16 protein-coding genes are annotated in these 18,438 nt (G+C 46.3%); 13 read left to right on the plus strand and 3 right to left on the minus strand.

The features are described 5' to 3' along the window. The first annotated feature begins 8 nt into the window (after positions 1-8). From AC04Q6_RS00505 to spoIVA, 4 genes are all read left to right on the plus strand, one after another. Positions 9-488 (plus strand): complex I 24 kDa subunit family protein, encoded by a 480-nt coding sequence (locus tag AC04Q6_RS00505; RefSeq protein ID WP_021977710.1) that lies wholly within the window; start codon positions 9-11, stop codon positions 486-488. Then, the gene (locus AC04Q6_RS00510) at positions 485-2,356 is read left to right on the plus strand and encodes an NADH-quinone oxidoreductase subunit NuoF (protein WP_021977709.1); all 1,872 of its coding nucleotides are present in this window, start codon (positions 485-487) and stop codon (positions 2,354-2,356) included. Before AC04Q6_RS00505 ends, AC04Q6_RS00510 begins: the two co-directional genes overlap by 4 nt. 15 nt (positions 2,357-2,371) lie before the next feature. Next, the gene (locus tag AC04Q6_RS00515; RefSeq protein ID WP_118062491.1) at positions 2,372-4,069 is read left to right on the plus strand and encodes a [FeFe] hydrogenase, group A; all 1,698 of its coding nucleotides are present in this window, start codon (positions 2,372-2,374) and stop codon (positions 4,067-4,069) included. A gap of 214 nt (positions 4,070-4,283) precedes the next feature. Further along, the gene (spoIVA, locus tag AC04Q6_RS00520) at positions 4,284-5,753 is read left to right on the plus strand and encodes a stage IV sporulation protein A (protein WP_244832803.1); all 1,470 of its coding nucleotides are present in this window, start codon (positions 4,284-4,286) and stop codon (positions 5,751-5,753) included. A gap of 42 nt (positions 5,754-5,795) precedes the next feature. On the opposite strand, the gene AC04Q6_RS00525 is transcribed toward spoIVA, so the two are convergent. After that, complete coding sequence (locus AC04Q6_RS00525; RefSeq protein ID WP_021977706.1) at positions 5,796-5,957, minus strand: hypothetical protein; 162 nt, start codon at positions 5,955-5,957, stop codon at positions 5,796-5,798. Positions 5,958-6,127: 170 nt separating this feature from the next. On the opposite strand from AC04Q6_RS00525, the gene AC04Q6_RS00530 reads away from it, so the two are divergent. Next, positions 6,128-6,964, plus strand: a complete 837-nt coding sequence (locus AC04Q6_RS00530; protein ID WP_118071634.1) for a S8 family peptidase — start codon at positions 6,128-6,130, stop codon at positions 6,962-6,964. Positions 6,965-7,127: 163 nt separating this feature from the next. Further along, a complete protein-coding gene (locus AC04Q6_RS00535) occupies positions 7,128-8,339 on the plus strand; it encodes an NADP-dependent isocitrate dehydrogenase (RefSeq protein ID WP_244832802.1) in 1,212 nt (403 codons plus the stop codon). Between the two features lie 123 nt (positions 8,340-8,462). On the opposite strand, the gene AC04Q6_RS00540 is transcribed toward AC04Q6_RS00535, so the two are convergent. Beyond that, positions 8,463-9,260: a sirohydrochlorin cobaltochelatase gene (locus AC04Q6_RS00540; RefSeq protein ID WP_244832801.1), complete on the minus strand. Its 798-nt coding sequence runs from the start codon at positions 9,258-9,260 to the stop codon at positions 8,463-8,465. Between the two features lie 234 nt (positions 9,261-9,494). On the opposite strand from AC04Q6_RS00540, the gene hemA reads away from it, so the two are divergent. The 7 genes from hemA to AC04Q6_RS00575 all read left to right on the plus strand — a co-directional run bounded on the left by hemA (position 9,495) and on the right by AC04Q6_RS00575 (position 17,074). Next, positions 9,495-10,724, plus strand: a complete 1,230-nt coding sequence (hemA, locus tag AC04Q6_RS00545; RefSeq protein ID WP_118062486.1) for a glutamyl-tRNA reductase — start codon at positions 9,495-9,497, stop codon at positions 10,722-10,724. Beyond that, a complete protein-coding gene (locus AC04Q6_RS00550) occupies positions 10,714-11,208 on the plus strand; it encodes a precorrin-2 dehydrogenase/sirohydrochlorin ferrochelatase family protein (protein WP_021977701.1) in 495 nt (164 codons plus the stop codon). The genes hemA and AC04Q6_RS00550 overlap by 11 nt, the downstream gene beginning before the upstream one ends. After that, on the plus strand, positions 11,186-12,088 hold the full coding sequence (hemC, locus tag AC04Q6_RS00555; protein ID WP_118071638.1) for a hydroxymethylbilane synthase: 903 nt from the start codon (positions 11,186-11,188) through the stop codon (positions 12,086-12,088). Before AC04Q6_RS00550 ends, hemC begins: the two co-directional genes overlap by 23 nt. Next, the gene (gene cobA, locus AC04Q6_RS00560; protein ID WP_244832800.1) at positions 12,085-13,590 is read left to right on the plus strand and encodes a uroporphyrinogen-III C-methyltransferase; all 1,506 of its coding nucleotides are present in this window, start codon (positions 12,085-12,087) and stop codon (positions 13,588-13,590) included. The genes hemC and cobA overlap by 4 nt, the downstream gene beginning before the upstream one ends. A 2-nt stretch (positions 13,591-13,592) precedes the next feature. Beyond that, the gene (gene hemB, locus AC04Q6_RS00565) at positions 13,593-14,576 is read left to right on the plus strand and encodes a porphobilinogen synthase (protein WP_021977698.1); all 984 of its coding nucleotides are present in this window, start codon (positions 13,593-13,595) and stop codon (positions 14,574-14,576) included. Continuing rightward, on the plus strand, positions 14,576-15,856 hold the full coding sequence (hemL, locus tag AC04Q6_RS00570; RefSeq protein WP_244832799.1) for a glutamate-1-semialdehyde 2,1-aminomutase: 1,281 nt from the start codon (positions 14,576-14,578) through the stop codon (positions 15,854-15,856). Before hemB ends, hemL begins: the two co-directional genes overlap by 1 nt. 132 nt (positions 15,857-15,988) lie before the next feature. Next, the gene (locus tag AC04Q6_RS00575) at positions 15,989-17,074 is read left to right on the plus strand and encodes a lactonase family protein (RefSeq protein WP_021977696.1); all 1,086 of its coding nucleotides are present in this window, start codon (positions 15,989-15,991) and stop codon (positions 17,072-17,074) included. Positions 17,075-17,224: 150 nt separating this feature from the next. Here the strand turns inward: AC04Q6_RS00575 and aroC are convergent, their stop codons facing one another. Then, positions 17,225-18,319: a chorismate synthase gene (gene aroC, locus AC04Q6_RS00580; protein WP_244832798.1), complete on the minus strand. Its 1,095-nt coding sequence runs from the start codon at positions 18,317-18,319 to the stop codon at positions 17,225-17,227. Between the last annotated feature and the right edge of the window lie 119 nt (positions 18,320-18,438).

The raw sequence follows: 18,438 nt of genomic DNA on the forward strand, positions 1-18,438 counted from the left end.
GGAACCGAATGTTAGACCAGACGTATTACAAGAAAACGGATGAGATCATCGAGCACTACGGTCGGAAAGCTGCATCACTGATTCCGATCATGCAGGATATCCAGGCTGAGTATCGTTATCTCCCGGGAGAGCTTCTTACTTATGTTGCGGAACAGATTGGTGTAAAAGAAGCGAAGGCGTACAGCGTAGCCACTTTCTATGAGAACTTTTCCTTTGAACCGAAAGGCAAGTACATTATTAAGGTATGTGATGGTACTGCCTGTCATGTACGTAAGTCCATGCCTGTTAAGGAAGCCATGCTGAAAGAGCTTGGACTGACCCATAAGAAACATACAACGGATGATATGCTTTTTACAGTTGAGACTGTTTCCTGTCTGGGTGCATGTGGACTGGCACCGACACTGACTGTAAATGATGAAGTTCACCCGAAAATGACTCCTGAGAAGGCTGTTGAGCTTTTAAATGAATTGAGAGGTGAGAGCGTATGAGTATAACCAGTATGGAAGATCTGAAAAACAAACAGGCTGAGGTTAAGAAGAATCTTGATGGCTATACCTGCCGTGTTCTCGTCTGTTCCGGTACCGGATGTATCGCTTCCGGTGCTCAGAAGATTTACGAAGAAATGTCAAGACTCTGTGAAGGTATCGAGGGTGTTGCGGTTGAGATGCAGAAGGATGTTCCTCATGTAGGTATCGTTAAGACCGGATGCCAGGGATTATGTGAACTTGGACCTCTTATGAGAATTGAGCCATATGATTATCAGTATGTTCATGTTCAGGTAGATGACTGCCGCGAGATCGTAGAGAAAACCGTGATCTGCGGACTGCCGGTTGACCGTCTGTTCTATCGTCATAATGATGAGGCCTGTCCACATCCAAGCGATATTCCGTTCCTGAACCAGCAGACAAGGATCGTTCTTGAGAACTGTGGTAAGATCGATGCAGAGTCTATTGATGAATATATTTCCGTAGGTGGATTTTCCGCTATGGCGAAGGCTTTCTTTGAGATGACCCCGCAGGGCGTTATTGATGAGATCACAAAATCCGGTCTCCGTGGCCGTGGTGGTGCAGGTTTCCCTGCTGGCAAGAAATGGTCACAGGTAGCACGCCAGCCGGAGAAAGTACGCTATGTAGTATGTAATGGTGATGAGGGTGACCCGGGAGCTTTCATGGATGGTTCCGTAATGGAAGGTGATCCTTACAAGATGATCGAGGGTATGGTGATCGCCGCTTATGCAGTAGGCGCAGAAGACGGTTACATTTATGTACGTGCCGAGTATCCTCTTTCTGTACAGAGACTTCGAATGGCCATTGAGCAGGCAGAGTCTTATGGCCTTCTTGGTGATAATATCCTTGGTTCCGGTATTAATTTCCACTTACATATCAACCGTGGTGCCGGAGCGTTCGTATGTGGTGAAGGTTCTGCCCTGACTGCATCCATCGAGGGTAACAGAGGTATGCCTCGAGTAAAACCTCCGAGAACTGTTGAGCAGGGTCTGTGGGGCAAACCTACGGTTCTTAATAACGTAGAGACTTATGCCAACGTACCGAAGATCATCCTTCAGGGTGCTGACTGGTTCCACACCATCGGTACAGAGGGAAGCCCTGGAACCAAGACCTTCTCACTTACCGGTTCCATTGAGAACACCGGTCTTATCGAGGTTCCAATGGGAACAAGCCTCCGTCATATCATTTATGATATCGGTGGTGGCCTTAAGAGTGGTGCTGCATTTAAGGGTGTACAGATCGGCGGTCCTTCCGGCGGATGTCTGATCGATGATCAGATCGATCATCCTCTTGATTTTGATTCTGTTAAAAAACTGGATGCCATCATGGGCTCCGGCGGACTTGTTGTTATGGATGAGAATACCTGTATGGTAGAGGTTGCACGTTTCTTCATGAGCTTTACACAGCGTGAGAGCTGCGGTAAATGTGTTCCTTGCCGTGAGGGTACCAAACGTATGCTTGAGATCCTGGAGAAGATCGTTGCAGGTAAAGGTGAGCTTTCCGATCTGGATGAGCTGGAAGAACTTGCAAACATGGTTCAGAGTATGGCTCTGTGCGGTCTTGGTAAGAGTGCGCCGCTTCCGGTCATCAGTACTCTGAAGCGTTTCCGTGACGAATATGTAGAGCATATCGTAGATAAGAAATGCCGTGCGAAGGTCTGCACGGCGCTCCGTCAATTCCATATCAATCCTGAGTTCTGTATCGGCTGTGGCAAGTGTGCGAAGAACTGTCCGGCAGGTGCGATTTCAGGAAAGATCAAGCATCCACATGTAATCAACAACGACGTATGTATCAAATGCGGTTCCTGTAAGGATAACTGTAACTTTGATGCGGTTTATGTGGAAGCATAGAAGGGAGGATATCTTATGGGTACAATGACAATTGACGGAAGAAAAGTAGAATTTACCGACGAAAAAAATGTCCTGACAGTCATCAGGAATGCCGGTATCAATATCCCCACACTGTGCTACCATTCAGAGCTTTCCACATTTGGAGCCTGTCGTCTCTGCACAGTTGAGGATGACAGAGGCAGGACTTTTGCATCCTGTTCCGAGCAGCCGAGAGATGGAATGGTGATCTATACCAACTCCGGCCGTATCAAGAAATATCGTAAACTGATCGTAGAGCTTCTGCTTGCAGCACATTGCCGTGACTGTACAACCTGTGTAAAGAGCGGTGAATGTATTCTTCAGGAGCTGGCACACCGCCTTGGTGTACGTAACATCCGTTTTGAAAATACGAGAGAGCAGCATGAGATCGATGAAAGCTCACCGTCCATTATCCGTGATCCGAATAAATGTATCCTCTGCGGTAATTGTGTACGTGCCTGTGAGGAACTTCAGGGAATCGGAGCTCTTGGTTTTGCGTTCCGTGGAACTGAGGCTATGGTCATGCCTGCATTTAACAAGAAGATCACAGAAACACAGTGTGTAAACTGTGGACAGTGTCGTGTTTACTGCCCGACAGGAGCTATTTCCATCCGTACACATATGGACGAGGTATGGGATGCTCTGGCTGATAAGGATACCCGTGTGGTTGCACAGATTGCGCCGGCAGTCCGTGTTGCAGTTGGTGATCATTATGGCCTTGCCAAAGGCAGAAGTGTAATGGGCAAGATCGTAAATGCTCTTCATAAGATGGGCTTTGATGAAGTCTATGATACAACCTTCAGTGCTGACCTTACTATTATGGAAGAGACCAAGGAGTTCTTAAACAGAGTGGAAAAAGGCGAGAACCTTCCACTCCTGACTTCCTGCTGTCCGGCATGGGTGAAATTTATCACCGATCAGTATAAGGAATACGTTCCAAATATCTCCACCTGCCGTTCCCCACAGGGAATGATGTCTGCAGTTATCAAGGAATACTTCCGTGATCCGGAGCATGCAGCAGGCAAGAAAACAGTTATGGTTTCCATTATGCCATGTACAGCCAAGAAGGCAGAGGCGATCCGGCCAAATAGCTTTACAGAAGGCGAGCAGGATACCGATATCGTTATCACAACCACAGAGCTTCTCCGCATGATCGACAACTTTGGTCTTGATTTTGCAACACTGGATCCGGAAGCATGTGATATGCCATTTGGATTTGGTTCCGGCGGTGGTGTTATCTTTGGTGTTACCGGTGGTGTTACCGAGGCCGTTCTTCGAAGACTGAGTCCGGATCACAGCAAGGAAGCCATGCATGAGATCGCAGAGTGCGGTGTCCGTGGTGAAGAGGGAATCAAGGAATTTACCGTTCCGTATAAAGGCATGGATATCAATGTATGCGTAGCCAGCGGCCTTGCAAATGCAAGAACCGTTATGGAACGTGTAAAGAACGGCGAAGCAAACTATCACCTGATCGAGGTTATGGCATGCCGCCGTGGATGTATTATGGGTGGCGGTCAGCCGACCAGATCCGGTGACAGGACCAAGGCAGCAAGAGCAAGAGGCCTTTACAATGCGGACAACACCATGATCATCAAGAAATCTGATGAGAACCCGCTGGTTCTGGAGCTTTATGAGGGACTCCTCAAAGGCAAAGAGCATCATCTGCTTCACAATGAGTTCTATATCAAAGACTGATGTAAGAAATATAAAGAGCTGCTGTTCCCGGTGAACAGCAGCATATAAGAAGCCTCCCGGGCATATACTGTGGTATGCGGGAACTGGTCTTTTAACCAAATCAACTGCGGAGCAGTTATTTGGTTATGAGCAAGTAGCGAAGCGGATTGCGAATATCCGCTTGACGATAGTTCCCGGAACTTACAGGACAGTATATGCAGGGAGGCTTTTTTATATGGAAAACTTTCAGGTTTACCGTGATATCCAGGCGCGGACGGGCGGGGATATCTACATAGGGGTTGTGGGCCCGGTCCGTACAGGAAAATCCACATTTATCCGGAGATTTATGGAGCTGGTGGCACTGCCTGCGATCAGTGAAGGAAAAAAAGCAGAACTTCAGGATGAACTGCCCTTAAGCGGTGCCGGGAAAATGATCACGACTGTAGAACCCAAATTTATTCCAAAAGAAGCGGTGGAAGTATCCATAGGGGAAAACCAGAAAATCCGGGTAAAGCTTATCGACTGTGTGGGATTTCTGGTAAAAGATGCGTCCGGAAATGTGGAAGAAGGCAGGGAACGGATGGTCAAAACGCCCTGGCAGGAAAAAGCAATCCCATTTCATGATGCGGCCCGCATCGGAACGGAAAAAGTGATTAGCCAGCATTCCACCATCGGAATTGTAGTCACAACAGACGGAAGCTTCGGGGAAATTCCCAGAGAAAATTTTATTCCGGCAGAAGAGCAGACGATAAAAGAGCTGAAAGCCCAGGGAAAACCATTTCTGCTCCTGGTAAACTCCCAGACTCCGTACGGTGAGGAAACCGGAAAAATCGTAAAAAATCTGGAAGAGAAATACGGAGTATCCGTTCTGGCAGTGAACTGTGAACAGCTCAAAAAAGAAGATGTGACCAGAATCCTGGAAAAAATCCTTTATGAATTTCCAGTCAGCGAGATTGAACTGTTTGTTCCGAAATGGGTGGAGATGCTTTCTCCGGAACATGAAGTAAAAGCGGCACTGTTAAATGAAATCCGGGAAAAAATGACCAGACTTACCCATGTGCGGGATGTAAACAGAGAATCGATACGTCTGGAGAGTCCCTATGTAGAAGATACATTGCTTGAGCAGATCAGTCTTTCCGATGGAACCGTCCGTGTCCGGATTGCAGTAAAAGATATTTATTATTATCAGATGCTCAGCGAAATGAGCGGAATTTCCATGGAAAGTGAATATGAACTGATCCAGACCATGAAAGAACTGGCCGGGATGAAGGAGCAGTTTGTAAAAGTTCAGGCAGCCCTGGAGGCGGTAAAAGGTACTGGTTATGGGGTCGTGGTACCGGAGCTTTCCGAGATCACCATTGAGGAACCGGAAGTGATCCGCCAGGGAAATAAATTCGGAGTAAAGATCCGGTCAAAAAGCCCTTCCATTCATATGATACGGGCAGGAATCGAAACGGAGATCGCCCCCATTGTCGGCACAGAGCAGCAGGCAGAAGATCTGATAAAATATATCAAGGAAAGCCCGGACCGGGGAGAAAGCATCTGGGAGACCAACATTTTCGGAAAATCCATCCAGCAGCTGGTAGAAGACGGAATCAAAAACAAACTGGCCATGATCAGTGAAGAAAGCCAGGTAAAACTCCAGGATACCATGCAGAAGATCGTAAACGACAGCAAAGGCGGCCTGGTTTGTATTATCATATAAAATATCCTATTTGCATTTGCTTTACAGTAAAAAGGACGTTCTTCAGCAGACGTCCTTTTTCTGATGCTGTTTTTTCCATTCTGAGATAAACTGAAGCTGTTCCTGGTCGGAAAGCTCCTGGGAAGCAGCATCGTTACCTGCCGCTGCACAGCAGAAAAGAATAAATATCTGAATCCCGAAGAATACAAGAAAAAAGAGAAGCATAGAAAAACCTCCTTTATTTTTCAGATATGTTAAGCATTGGAGAAAATACTGGATTTTATACATTCTATGAAAAAAAGCACAAAGATATTTTAACGGTTTTCAGTTGCCTTCGGGCTGTAACCGGAATAAGCTAAAGAGAAATCATCTGTCCGGCAGGAGATTTTTTGTTTATGTATAAAAGAAAATATACCGGAAAAGGAATCGGTGTAGCCGTACTGGATACAGGAATTTTTCCGCATATAGATTTTGGCAGGCGTATTTTGGCATTCTGTGATTTTACAGAAGGAAAATCAGGTCCCTATGATGATAACGGACATGGAACCCATGTCAGCGGCATTCTGGGCGGAGACGGCACGGCATCCCAGGGCAGATATAAGGGGGCTGCTCCCGGATGTGGCATTGTTGCGCTTAAAGTGCTGGATCGTTTCGGGAATGGCAGCCGTGAAGATGTACTTCAGGCTTTTCAGTGGATTGAAGATTTTGGAAAAATTTATAATATCCGCATTGTAAATATTTCGGTAGGAACAACTTCGCGCAGTATGAATGAACAGACGGATCTTCTTGCAGGCGTGGAACAGCTGTGGGATAAAGGGTTTACGGTAGTGGCAGCTGCCGGGAACCAAGGGCCTGGGGATGGCACAGTGACAGCACCGGGAAGCAGCCGGAAGATTATTACCGTAGGATCCAGTGATATGCTGCAGGGAAATAAGGCAGTTTCCGGAAGAGGACCTACGTTTGAGTGTGTGTGCAAGCCTGATCTGGTTGCACCGGGGAATCGTGTAACTTCCTGTGCGCCGGGGATTCCCTACACGTACCGGATCAAGAGTGGAACTTCCATGTCAACGCCGCTGGTATCCGGAGGAATTGCCTGTCTTCTGGAAAAAGAGCCGCAGCTTTCCAACGTGGAAATAAAGATGTTGTTAAGAGAAAGCACGGATGATATGGGACTTCCCAGAAATCAGCAGGGGTGGGGAAAATTTAACTGTGAAAAATTAATAAAAAACTAAATTATTATACAATTCTTATAAACATAGTGTGGTAAAGCATAAAAGCGTTGACGGAAATGAAAAATATGAGTACAATGTACAGTAAAAGTGCCAAAGAAAGATTCTAAAGGAAAGAGCACCTGGAATCCGGACAGGAGAATAAACCTCAAAAGGAGAAAATAATATGGAAAAAATCAAAATGCAGACACCTTTAGTTGAGATGGATGGAGACGAGATGACACGTATTCTGTGGCAGATCATCAAAGACGAACTTCTCACACCATATCTGGAACTGAATACAGAGTATTATGATCTTGGCCTTGAACACAGAAACGAGACAGATGATCAGGTGACGATTGATGCGGCAGAAGCAACCAAGAAATACGGAGTTGCAGTAAAATGTGCTACCATCACACCGAATGCAGCCAGAATGGAAGAGTATGATCTGAAAAAAATGTACAAGAGTCCTAATGGAACGATCCGTGCTATTCTTGATGGAACCGTATTCCGCGCTCCGATTGTAGTAAAAGGAATTGAGCCATGTGTAAAGAACTGGGTGAAACCGATCACACTTGCACGTCATGCATATGGTGACATCTATAAAAATACAGAATTTTATATTGACAAACCGGGAGATGCATATCTCGTATTTGAGGGCGAGGACGGAGAAGAGCGTAAAGAACTGATCCAGCATTTTGACGGAGCAGGTGTTCTCCGCGGCATGCACAACCTGGATGATTCCGTAAAGAGCTTTGCAAGAAGCTGCTTTAATTATGCACTGGATACCAAACAGGATGTATGGTTCGGAAGCAAGGATACCATTTCCAAGACATACGATGGAAGATTTAAAGAGATTTTCCAGCAGATCTTTGAGGCAGAGTTTAAAAATAAATTTGAAGAAGCCGGCCTGACTTACTTCTACAGTCTGATCGATGATATCGTAGCCCGTGTTATGAAGGCAGAAGGTGGATTTATCTGGGCCTGCAAGAACTATGATGGAGATGTTATGAGTGATATGGTTTCTTCCGCATTCGGTTCTCTTGCAATGATGACTTCCGTGCTGGTATCTCCGAAAGGATATTTTGAGTATGAGGCTGCTCACGGAACAGTTCAGAGACATTATTACCGTCATCTTGAGGGAAAAGAAACCTCCACAAACTCTGTGGCAACAATCTTTGCATGGACAGGAGCACTCCGCAAGAGAGGAGAGCTGGACGGAAATGAAGCACTTGCTGATTTTGCGGGAAAACTGGAAAAAGCAACACTGGATACCATCGAGAGCGGAAAGATGACAAAAGACCTTGCGCTGATCACTTCCCTGAAAGATGTACAGGTACTGAACAGTAAAGAATTTATCCTTGCTGTCAAAGCAAGACTGGATGAGTTAATGGCATAAATAACAGAAATTTTCAAAATTTCCAGTAATTTCATAAAAATAAAAAAGCTGCACCGGAAGATCCTAAGATGGATTCCGGTGCAGTTTTTTATGGTGGATATAAAAAATATACCCTGTTTAGAATCAGATCGAAGCGTCCATGGCCTGCTGTACATGATCTACGAGAATCTGGCGGATTTTCTGATATTCGCCAAGACCCTTCAGTACGGGAGTTACCTCATACCCTTCCGAGGAAAGGCGGTTCATCCAGGAATCCGGATCTTCACCGGCCAGATCGTTCTGTGCATGATCGCCTGCTACGATCATAAAAGGAGCAAGGACAATCTTTTTTGGCTGAAAGCTGTCCGCAGCCCGGAGAAGAGAATCCAGGGCAGGATAAGCCTCAACAGTTCCGAGAAAGATATTTTTATGGCCCATATCTTTAAAACGATAATCCAGGGCAGCATAAACAGAATTTGCATAATGCTCGGTTCCGTGTCCCATGAGAACAAGGGCTGTTTCCTGGTCCATATCCTGAAACTCACCAGCAACAGCCTGGACAACAGCCTGGTTATCTTCTTCTGTGGTAAGAAGGGGATTTCCGAAAACAATACTTGAAAAACGGTCACGGAAAGAAAGGGCGTCTGCTTTCATCTGGTCGTTTTCAATTCCGTTGATTACATGAGTAGGCTGTACGATCACATCAGTAATTCCATCGAGAAGCATCTGTTCCATGGCTTCTTTTACGGTGTGTATGATGATTCCGTCACGTTTTTTTAATTTGGCAATAATCATCTTGCTTGTCCAGGCACGATAGGCCGGACAGGCAGGAAACGCATCGGCGATATCACGTTCGATGGCGTCAATGGTTCGTTTACGGGTATTCTCATAGCTTGTACCAAAACTGACTATGAGGATTGCTTTTTTTGAAGCTGCATTCATACAGGGATTTCCTCCATCCTGAAATATATTTTCCGCATTTTCTACCTGAAGTTATTATAAAAGGAGGGTACAGGATTGTCAATCGTAGTTGACTTTCCGGGCGGAAATGTTTATCATTATAAAAGACTGCGGACATATGAGAAATGTACGGGAATACAGTTATATAATTGCGAATATTCGCTTGACATATCGTTGGTGGATGAAACCACCTGGAAACAAAGGAGAACGAAAGACATGAGTATATTCATGCTTGGAATTGACCATAATATGGCACCTGTGGATATCAGAGCTCTTTTTGCCTTCACCAGGAAGAATACCGGTGAGGCACTGCTTAAGCTGAAAAAAGAGCCGGGGATCTGTGGGTGTATTATTCTGTCAACCTGCAACCGGCTGGAACTCTGGGTAAGCACGGAAGAAAATGAAAAACCGGAACTCTATCAGTGGCTTTGCAGGCTGAAGGGAATTGAAGGGGAAGAATACCGAAAATACTTTATCAGCCGAGAAAATGAGGAGGCTGTAGAGCATCTTTTTTATCTCACAAGCGGACTGAAATCTCAGATTCTGGGAGAGGACCAGATCCTTACCCAGGTAAAAGACGCGTTGAGTTTTGCAAGGGAAGAGTTTACTACAGACAGCGTTCTGGAGGTGCTGTTCCGGATGGCTGTAACTGCAGGAAAGAAGATCAAGACAGAGGTTCCTTTTTCCCACGGAAATCCTTCTGTGATCCATCAGGCAATCCGCTTTCTTGAGGAGGGCGGATACCATGTAAGAAATAAAGTCTGTATGGTAATCGGAAACGGTGAAATGGGAAAAATGGCAGCACAGACACTCAGGGAGGCCGGTGCGGATGTGACGGTTACAATCCGTCAGTACAGAAGCGGAGTGGTAAACATTCCGGTTGGATGCAGCAGAATCAACTATGGGGAAAGAATGGACTATCTGCCGGAATGTGATCTGGTTGTCAGTGCGACGGCAAGTCCCAACTATACACTGACGGAAGAACTGTTTGAGGATGTACGGGTGGAACGGCCAATGATTCTTATTGATCTGGCAGTCCCGAGAGATATTGATCCGGAGATCCGAAAGAAAGAAAATATCACACTTTATGATATGGACAGCTTCCGTACCAGCGAAACACCAAAGGAACTTGCAGATAACCTGGAAGCAGCAGGAAAAATTGTAAAAGAACAGATGGAAGAATTCTTCCAGTGGCTGGATGGCCGTGATATTATTCCCCGTATTCAGGAAATCAAGGCTGATGCTGTGGAAGATCTGAACTTAAGAATCGAAAAAATATTCCGGAAAACTCCTATGGAAGATTCAGACAGGGAGAAGCTGAAAAAAGCAGTGGATACTGCAGCCGGGAAGGTTGTGAATAAACTGATCTTCGGACTTCGTGACAGTCTGAACCAGGATGTTTTTCTGGAATGTGTGGAAGGACTGGAGAAACTTTATGAAGAATAAACCATATTTCCCCATGTTTATTGATCTGTCAGACAAGAATATTGTTGTGGCAGGCGGTGGCAATATTGCCACCAGAAGAGTAAAAACACTTCTGAAATTTACAAGAAATATCACAGTCGTGGCGACAAAAGTCACACAGGAACTTATGGATCTTGGAAAAGCCGGGACAGTAACTTTACATATCCGTCCTGTAAAGCGTTCTGATTTTGCCAGTGCCTACATGGTGATTGCGGCCACCAATGACTGGAAATTGAATGATGAGATCCACCGTGTCTGTAGGGAGGAGGGCATTTATGTAAATGTAGCCTCCGACCGTGAATCCTGTGATTTTTATTTCCCGGGTATCTATATGAGAGATGAAATGGTAGTAGGAGTTACAGCCAGCGGTCTTGACCACAAAAAGGCAAAGCGTGTCAGGGAAGAAATTCAGAAAGCGCTGGAAAAGGTACTGAAGGAGCAGGATGATGAAGACGAAGAAAAGTAAGATTATAATTGGCAGCAGGGAGAGTAAACTTGCGGTACTCCAGAGTGAAATGGTCCGTGATTATATAAAAGAAAAAAATCCGGAAATGGAAGTGGAAATCCTTACCATGAAAACCACCGGAGATATCATTCTGGACCGCACCCTGGACAAGGTTGGCGGAAAGGGACTTTTTGTAAAGGAACTGGATAAAGCACTGATGGATGGAAGAAGTATCCTTTCTGTGCACAGCCTGAAAGATATGCCTATGGAAGTTCCGGAAGAACTGCCCCTTCTGGCCTTTTCCAGAAGAGAAGATCCAAGAGATGTACTGGTACTTCCGGAGGGAGTTTCCGAGCTGGATAAAAGTAAGCCTCTCGGATGTTCCAGCCTGAGACGTACACTTCAGCTTAAGAAGCTGTATCCGGATATGGAGGTCAAAAGCATCCGTGGAAATCTTCAGACAAGACTCCGGAAACTGGATGAAGGGCAGTACAGTGCACTGATCCTGGCTGCAGCCGGGCTTAAGAGACTTGGACTGGAATCCAGGATCAACCGGTATTTTACAGCCGATGAGATCATTCCGGCAGCAGGCCAGGGAATCCTTGCGGTACAGGGACGAAAAGGTGAGGATTACAGTTTCCTGAACGGTTACTGTGATGAAGAGGCCTGGGCCGCAGGAAGAGCAGAGCGTGCCTTTGTAAAACTTCTGGATGGAGGATGTTCTTCTCCGGTAGCTGCCCATGCAGAAATTTCCGGAGATGAGCTTTATCTCAGAGGACTTTATTATAATGAAAAAGACGGTTCCTATGTAACAGGAACACTGTGTGGCAATAAGGCAGATGCGGAAAGCTTAGGCAGAGAACTGGCAGAAACTCTTCGGAAAAAAGGAGAAAACAGATGAAAACAGGAAAAGTATGGCTGGTAGGAGCAGGTCCTGGCGACATCGGCCTTTTTACATTAAAAGGCCTGAAAGTGCTGGAGCAGGCAGATGTGGTTGTATATGACAGTCTGGTAGGTCAGGGTGTTCTGTCGAGAATCCCGGAAAACGCCAGACTGATCAATGTAGGCAAACGTGCCAGTCACCACATCATGCGGCAGGAAAATATCAATCAGGTGCTTCTTGAGGAGGCGCAGAAGGGGCTTCGTGTGGTGCGGTTGAAAGGTGGCGATCCATTCCTCTTTGGAAGAGGTGGAGAGGAACTGGAGCTTCTTCGGGAGAATGGGATCCCTTACGAAGTCGTTCCGGGAGTTACTTCTTCCATTGCAGTACCGGCATATAACGGGGTTCCGGTAACGCACAGAGATTTCTGCTCTTCGGTCCACATCATCACAGGGCATAAAAGAGCCGGAAAAGAATATGACATTGATTTCCGTGCGCTTGTTGATACAAAGGGAACTCTTGTATTTCTGATGGGTGTGTCGGCACTTCCGGATATCTGTGCCGGTCTTATAAATGCAGGCATGGAAAAAGATATGCCTGCGGCAATCCTTCAAAAAGGCACTACAGCAGGACAGAAACGGATCGTGGCTACCGTTTCCACCCTGGAAGAAGAGGTAAAACGCCAGGGAATTGAGACACCGGCGATCATTGTAGTAGGTAAGGTATGTACGTTGGCAGAGAAGTTTGGCTGGTATGAAGAACTGCCTCTTGCAGGCTGGAAAGTTCTTGTCACAAGGCCAAAAGAACTAGTTTCCAGAACTGCGGACAAACTCCGGGAAAAAGGCGCAGAGGTTCTGGAACTTCCGGCAATCCGTACGGTACCCATGGAAGATCAGAGCCGTTTGTATGAAGCAATGGATCACCTGGAAAATTATCAGTGGCTTGTATTTACCAGCCCTACAGGGGTGAGGGTATTCTTTGAGGAACTCGTCCGCCATGGAAAAGATATCCGTGCCATGGGAAAGATCCGTCTGGCAGTGATCGGTGAGGGAACCAAAAAGGCTCTGAAAGAAAGGGGCCTTCTGGCAGACTTTGTGCCGTCTGTATATGACGGGGATACCCTTGGAAAGGAACTTTCAGAGATCCTTTCCGGCGGAGAAAAAATTCTCATCCCGCGGGCGGAAAAAGGCAACGAAAAGCTTACTGAATTTCTGGCACAGGCAGGGGCTGAGGTTGAGGATATTCCAACCTATCAGACTCTTTACGAAAAGAGCCAGCTCATCGATGAGAAGAAGGAATTTGAAACAGGACAGATCAGCTGTGCGGTGTTTACAAGTGCCTCCACTGTGAAGGGATTTGTAGAGGGAACAAAAGGACTGGATTATTCAAAGGTTAAGGCGGCCTGCATCGGCAGACAGACGAAGGCGGCTGCTGAGAGCTTTGGAATGAAAGCATATATGTCAGAAAAAGCCACCATTGACAGTCTTGTCAAGCTGGTGGAGGATATGAAAAGGAGCGAATGATCATGGAACTGACAAAAAGACCAAGAAGATTAAGAGGTAGCGAAAACCTTCGTAAGATGGTACGTGAGACAAGAATGGATAAATCTTCTCTTATGTATCCTATGTTCGTAATGGAAGGAGAAAATAAGGAAGAAGAAATTCCGTCCATGACCGGGCAGTACCGTTACAGCCTGGACCGTCTTCCGTATAAACTGGAGCAGCTTTCCAAAGCAGGTGTTGGCAGTGTAATGTTTTTTGGTATTCCTGACCATAAGGATGAAGTGGGCAGCGGCGCCTATGATCCGGAGGGAATTGTTCAGAGAGCTCTTCGCATTGCAAAAGAGAAATTCCCGGAACTTTATTATGTAACAGACGTATGCATGTGTGAGTACACTTCCCATGGACACTGCGGCGTTCTCTGCGGCCATGATGTGGACAATGACAAAACACTGGATCTTCTTGCAAAAACAGCACTTTCCCACGTAGAGGCAGGAGCGGATATGGTAGCACCTTCCGATATGATGGATGGCCGTGTTGCAGCAATCAGGGAGTGCCTGGATAAAGCCGGACATTATACAACTCCGATTATGTCCTATGCGGTAAAATATGCTTCCGCATTTTATGGCCCGTTCCGTGAAGCGGCTGATTCTGCTCCGTCTTTTGGTGACAGAAAGAGTTACCAGATGGACCCGCACAACAGCAGAGAAGGCCTGAAAGAAGCCCTTACAGATGTTGAGGAAGGCGCAGACATCATCATGGTAAAACCGGCTCTTGCATATCAGGATATGATCTGGCAGGTAAAGGAAGCCACCAATGTACCAGTTGCGGCATACAGTGTCAGTGGTGAATATGCCATGGTAAAAGCTGCAGCCGCAAATGGCTGGATTGATGAGGAAAGAATCGTAGGCGAGATGGCTACCGGAGCATTCCGTTCCGGCGCACAGATCTATCTTACCTACTATGCAGAACTTCTGGCAAGACTTATGGATGAAGGGAGAATCGGCTGATGACAAAATCAGAACAGTTATTTGAGCGTGCGGTAAAAAGAATTCCGGGAGGTGTAAACAGCCCGGTAAGATCTTACGGAGCCATCGGTGAGGCACCTCGTTTTATTGAAAAAGCTGATAAATGTTACATCTATGATGTGGACGGAAACCGTTATGTGGATTACATTGATTCCTGGGGCCCGATGATCCTGGGGCATAATTTCCCGGCGATCCGTGAAAGCGTGATAAAAGCCTGTGAAAATGGTCTGAGCTTTGGCTGCGCCACAGGAATTGAGGTGGAGATTGCAGAATTTATCTGTGAGCATATTCCGCATGTAGATATGATTCGTATGGTAAACTCCGGAACAGAGGCTGTTATGAGTGCCATCCGTGCGGCAAGAGGTTTCACCGGAAAAGACAAGATCATCAAATTTGCAGGCTGCTACCACGGACACAGTGACTGCCTTCTGGTAAGTGCCGGTTCCGGTGTCATGGCAAGCGGTATTCCGGACAGCGCCGGTGTTCCCAAGGGCTGCACACAGGATACCATGACTGCAACCTACAATGATGCGGCCAGCGTGGAAGCGCTTCTCAAACAGGAAGAGGGAAATGTGGCGGCAGTGATCGTGGAAGCAGTAGGAGCAAACATGGGCGTAGTTCCTCCGAAACCAGGTTTCTTAAAGAGGCTTCGCCAGCTTTGTGATGAGCATAACTGTCTGCTGATCTTTGATGAGGTAATCACAGGATTCCGTCTTGCCTTTGGCGGAGCGGCAGAGTATTTTGGTATCCGTCCGGATCTTGTCACCTATGGAAAAATCATCGGCGCAGGAATGCCAGTAGGTGCATATGGCGGCCGCAAAGAGATCATGGATCTGATCTCACCGTGTGGTCCTGTATACCAGGCAGGTACCTTAAGTGGAAATCCGGTTGCCATGGCAGCAGGATTCACACAGCTGAAATATCTCTATGAGCATCAGGAGATCTATAAAGAGCTGGCAGTAAAAGGAGAGAAACTTTACGGAGGTCTGAAAAAGATCGTGGAGGAAAAAGGCCTTCCATATCAGGTGAATTATGATTCTTCCCTGGCAAGTATCTTCTTTACAGATCAGGAAGTAAAAGATTATGTTTCCGCAAAAACTTCCAACCTGGATCTTTTTGCAAAATATTTCAAGGGAATGCTGAAACGTGGCATCCATCTTGCGCCGTCCCAGTTTGAGGCAATGTTCCTTTCCACAGCACACACAGATGAAGTGATCGACGAAACTCTGGAAGCAATGAGAGGTGCCCTGGGAGAACTGTAATTTCCGCAAAAAAATAATTTTGCACAGGAATTTACACAAAGATAGTAGGATGGTAACTTGTTCTTCAAAAAACTTTGTGATAAAATAAACACAAAAATACGTAATGAATGTGAAAGCAGGAGGCCAGAGCTTATGGGAAAAAAGAAGTACGTGGCTTACGTGGGAACATATACCCATGGAACCAGTAAGGGAATTCAGGTATACGATGTAGATGTAGAGAACGGAACACTGACAGAGCGCAGTGAGGTAGAGGTCAGCAATGCATCTCATCTGGCAGTTTCCAAAAACGGTAAATATCTGTACTCCATCGAGGATGAAGGTGTGGCTGTATTCGAGAGAGATGAAAATGGAGATCTTTCCCGTATTAACAGCGTAGATATTAACGGAATGCGAGGCTGTTATCTTGCAACAGATGTAGACGGAAGATATCTTTATGTAGCAGGTTATCATGATGGTAAGGTAACGGTTGTACATACACATAAAGACGGACGTCTGGGAAGTGTTATGGACGGTGTTTTCCATAAAGGACTTGGAAGTGTGGCAGAACGTAACTTCCGTCCACATGTAAATTGTGTCCGCCCCACACCGGATAACAAATATCTCTGTGCGGTAGATAATGGCATTGATCAGGTTAAGATCTACAGGATCAACAAGAAGAAAGATAAACTGGAGCTTGTTGACATCCTCCGCTGCCCGAGAGAGAGTGGCCCTCGTATTATCCGTTTCAGTGATGATGGAAGATTTGCATATCTTCTTTTTGAGCTCAGCAATGAGGTTAAGGTATACAGCTATGACGGAAGCGGCAAGAACCCGGAGTTCCAGCTGCTCCAGAGTATTACCACTCTTGGAAAAGAAGACGCCAATGATGCGATTCACAACGCAGCATCAGGCATGTCTCTTTCTGCGGATGGCAAATATCTTTTCTGCACAACTGCAGGTGAGAACACAGTAACCATGTATGCGGTAGACCAGGAAACCGGCCTTCTGACCAAGAAATTTACCCTTCCGATCAGTGGTGATTATCCGAAAGATCTTATGATCTTCCCGGATAACAAACATATTGCCATTGCAAATCATGGAAGTAACAGTATTACTGTTTTTACAGTAGATTACGAAAAAAATATTATTATGATGAATGAGAAGCCAAGAAAGATCGAAACACCGAACAGCATCCATATCTGGCCGGTGCCGGGAGATGTGGATGGCATCTGCAAATAATTCTTTTCGGTAAATGACTGCAACGGCCAGATATCCGGATACAAAAACAGACTCAGGGATAAGCAATAAGATTCCCTGAGTCTGTTTTTTGCTGGAAAAGCATTTGGCATTACGGATGAATCCACGGATCTGCCGGGAATGAGGGCGGTTTTATCTGCGATAGAATTCGTGGATGCGGTCCATGCGTGCGCTCATATTGGCAAAAAGTGCATCGGTGATGGTGAGAGCTGCCATGGCTTCCACAACAACTACGGCACGTGGAACAATAACAGGATCATGGCGTCCTTTGATCTCAAGCTCCAGATTTTCGCCGGAGCTGGTTACGGTGGACTGGGGCTGGCTGATCGATGGTGTTGGTTTGATATGGGCACGGAGGATAATGTCACTGCCGTCACTCATACCGCCCATGATACCGCCGGCGTGGTTGGAGGTCTTGGAAATGATGCCGTCTTTCTGGACAAAACCATCGTTATCTTCAGAACCGGTAAGGCGTGTCACACCAATGCCGTCACCGATCTCAACAGCTTTTACAGCACCGATGGACATGATCGCATGAGCAAGAGTGGCATCCAGCTTGTCAAAAACCGTATCACCCAGACCAGCAGGAACATTTTTGATCCGGCATTCGATCACACCGCCTGCACTGTCCTGGTTATTGAGACACTGCTCGAGATAGGCGGATGCTTTTTCTGCCGCATCGGCGTCTGGCATACAGAGGGAATTGTTCCGGATCTCTTCTTCTGAGAAAGACTGGATTTCCACAGGACCGATGGATTTCGCATAGGTGGTAAAAGTAATACCAAGTTCATTTAACAGCTTGATGGCAATAGCACCGGCTGCCACACGGCCGGCGGTTTCTCTTCCGGAGGAACGTCCGCCTCCACGGTAATCACGGAATCCGTATTTCTGGTCAAAGGTAAAATCCGCATGACCGGGGCGGTAGGAATATGCGATATTTCCGTAATCTCTGGAACGCTGATCGGTATTGTGGATCAGAAGAGAAATCGGTGTGCCGGTAGTTTTTCCTTCAAAAACTCCGGAAAGGATTTCAACCAGATCCCCTTCTTTACGGGCAGTTGTGTAGCGGCTCTGGCCGGGTTTCCTCCGGTCAAGAAAAACCTGGATATCTTCCTCGCAGAGAGAAAGACCTGCGGGGCAGCCGTCGAGAACTGCACCGATAGCCTTGCCATGAGATTCTCCCCAGGTAGTAACTACGAATTTTTTTCCGAATGATGACTGACTCATTTGTATAACTTCCTTTCGTTGGAATTCTGGAATCATTATATAGGAAGCCGGAAAAAATGTAAAGAACGTGGAAAACAGAATGAATTTTTATGTAAAGAGCATGTGAAATCATTTAAAAG

This window comes from Blautia sp. HA9023 (assembly GCF_056504095.1).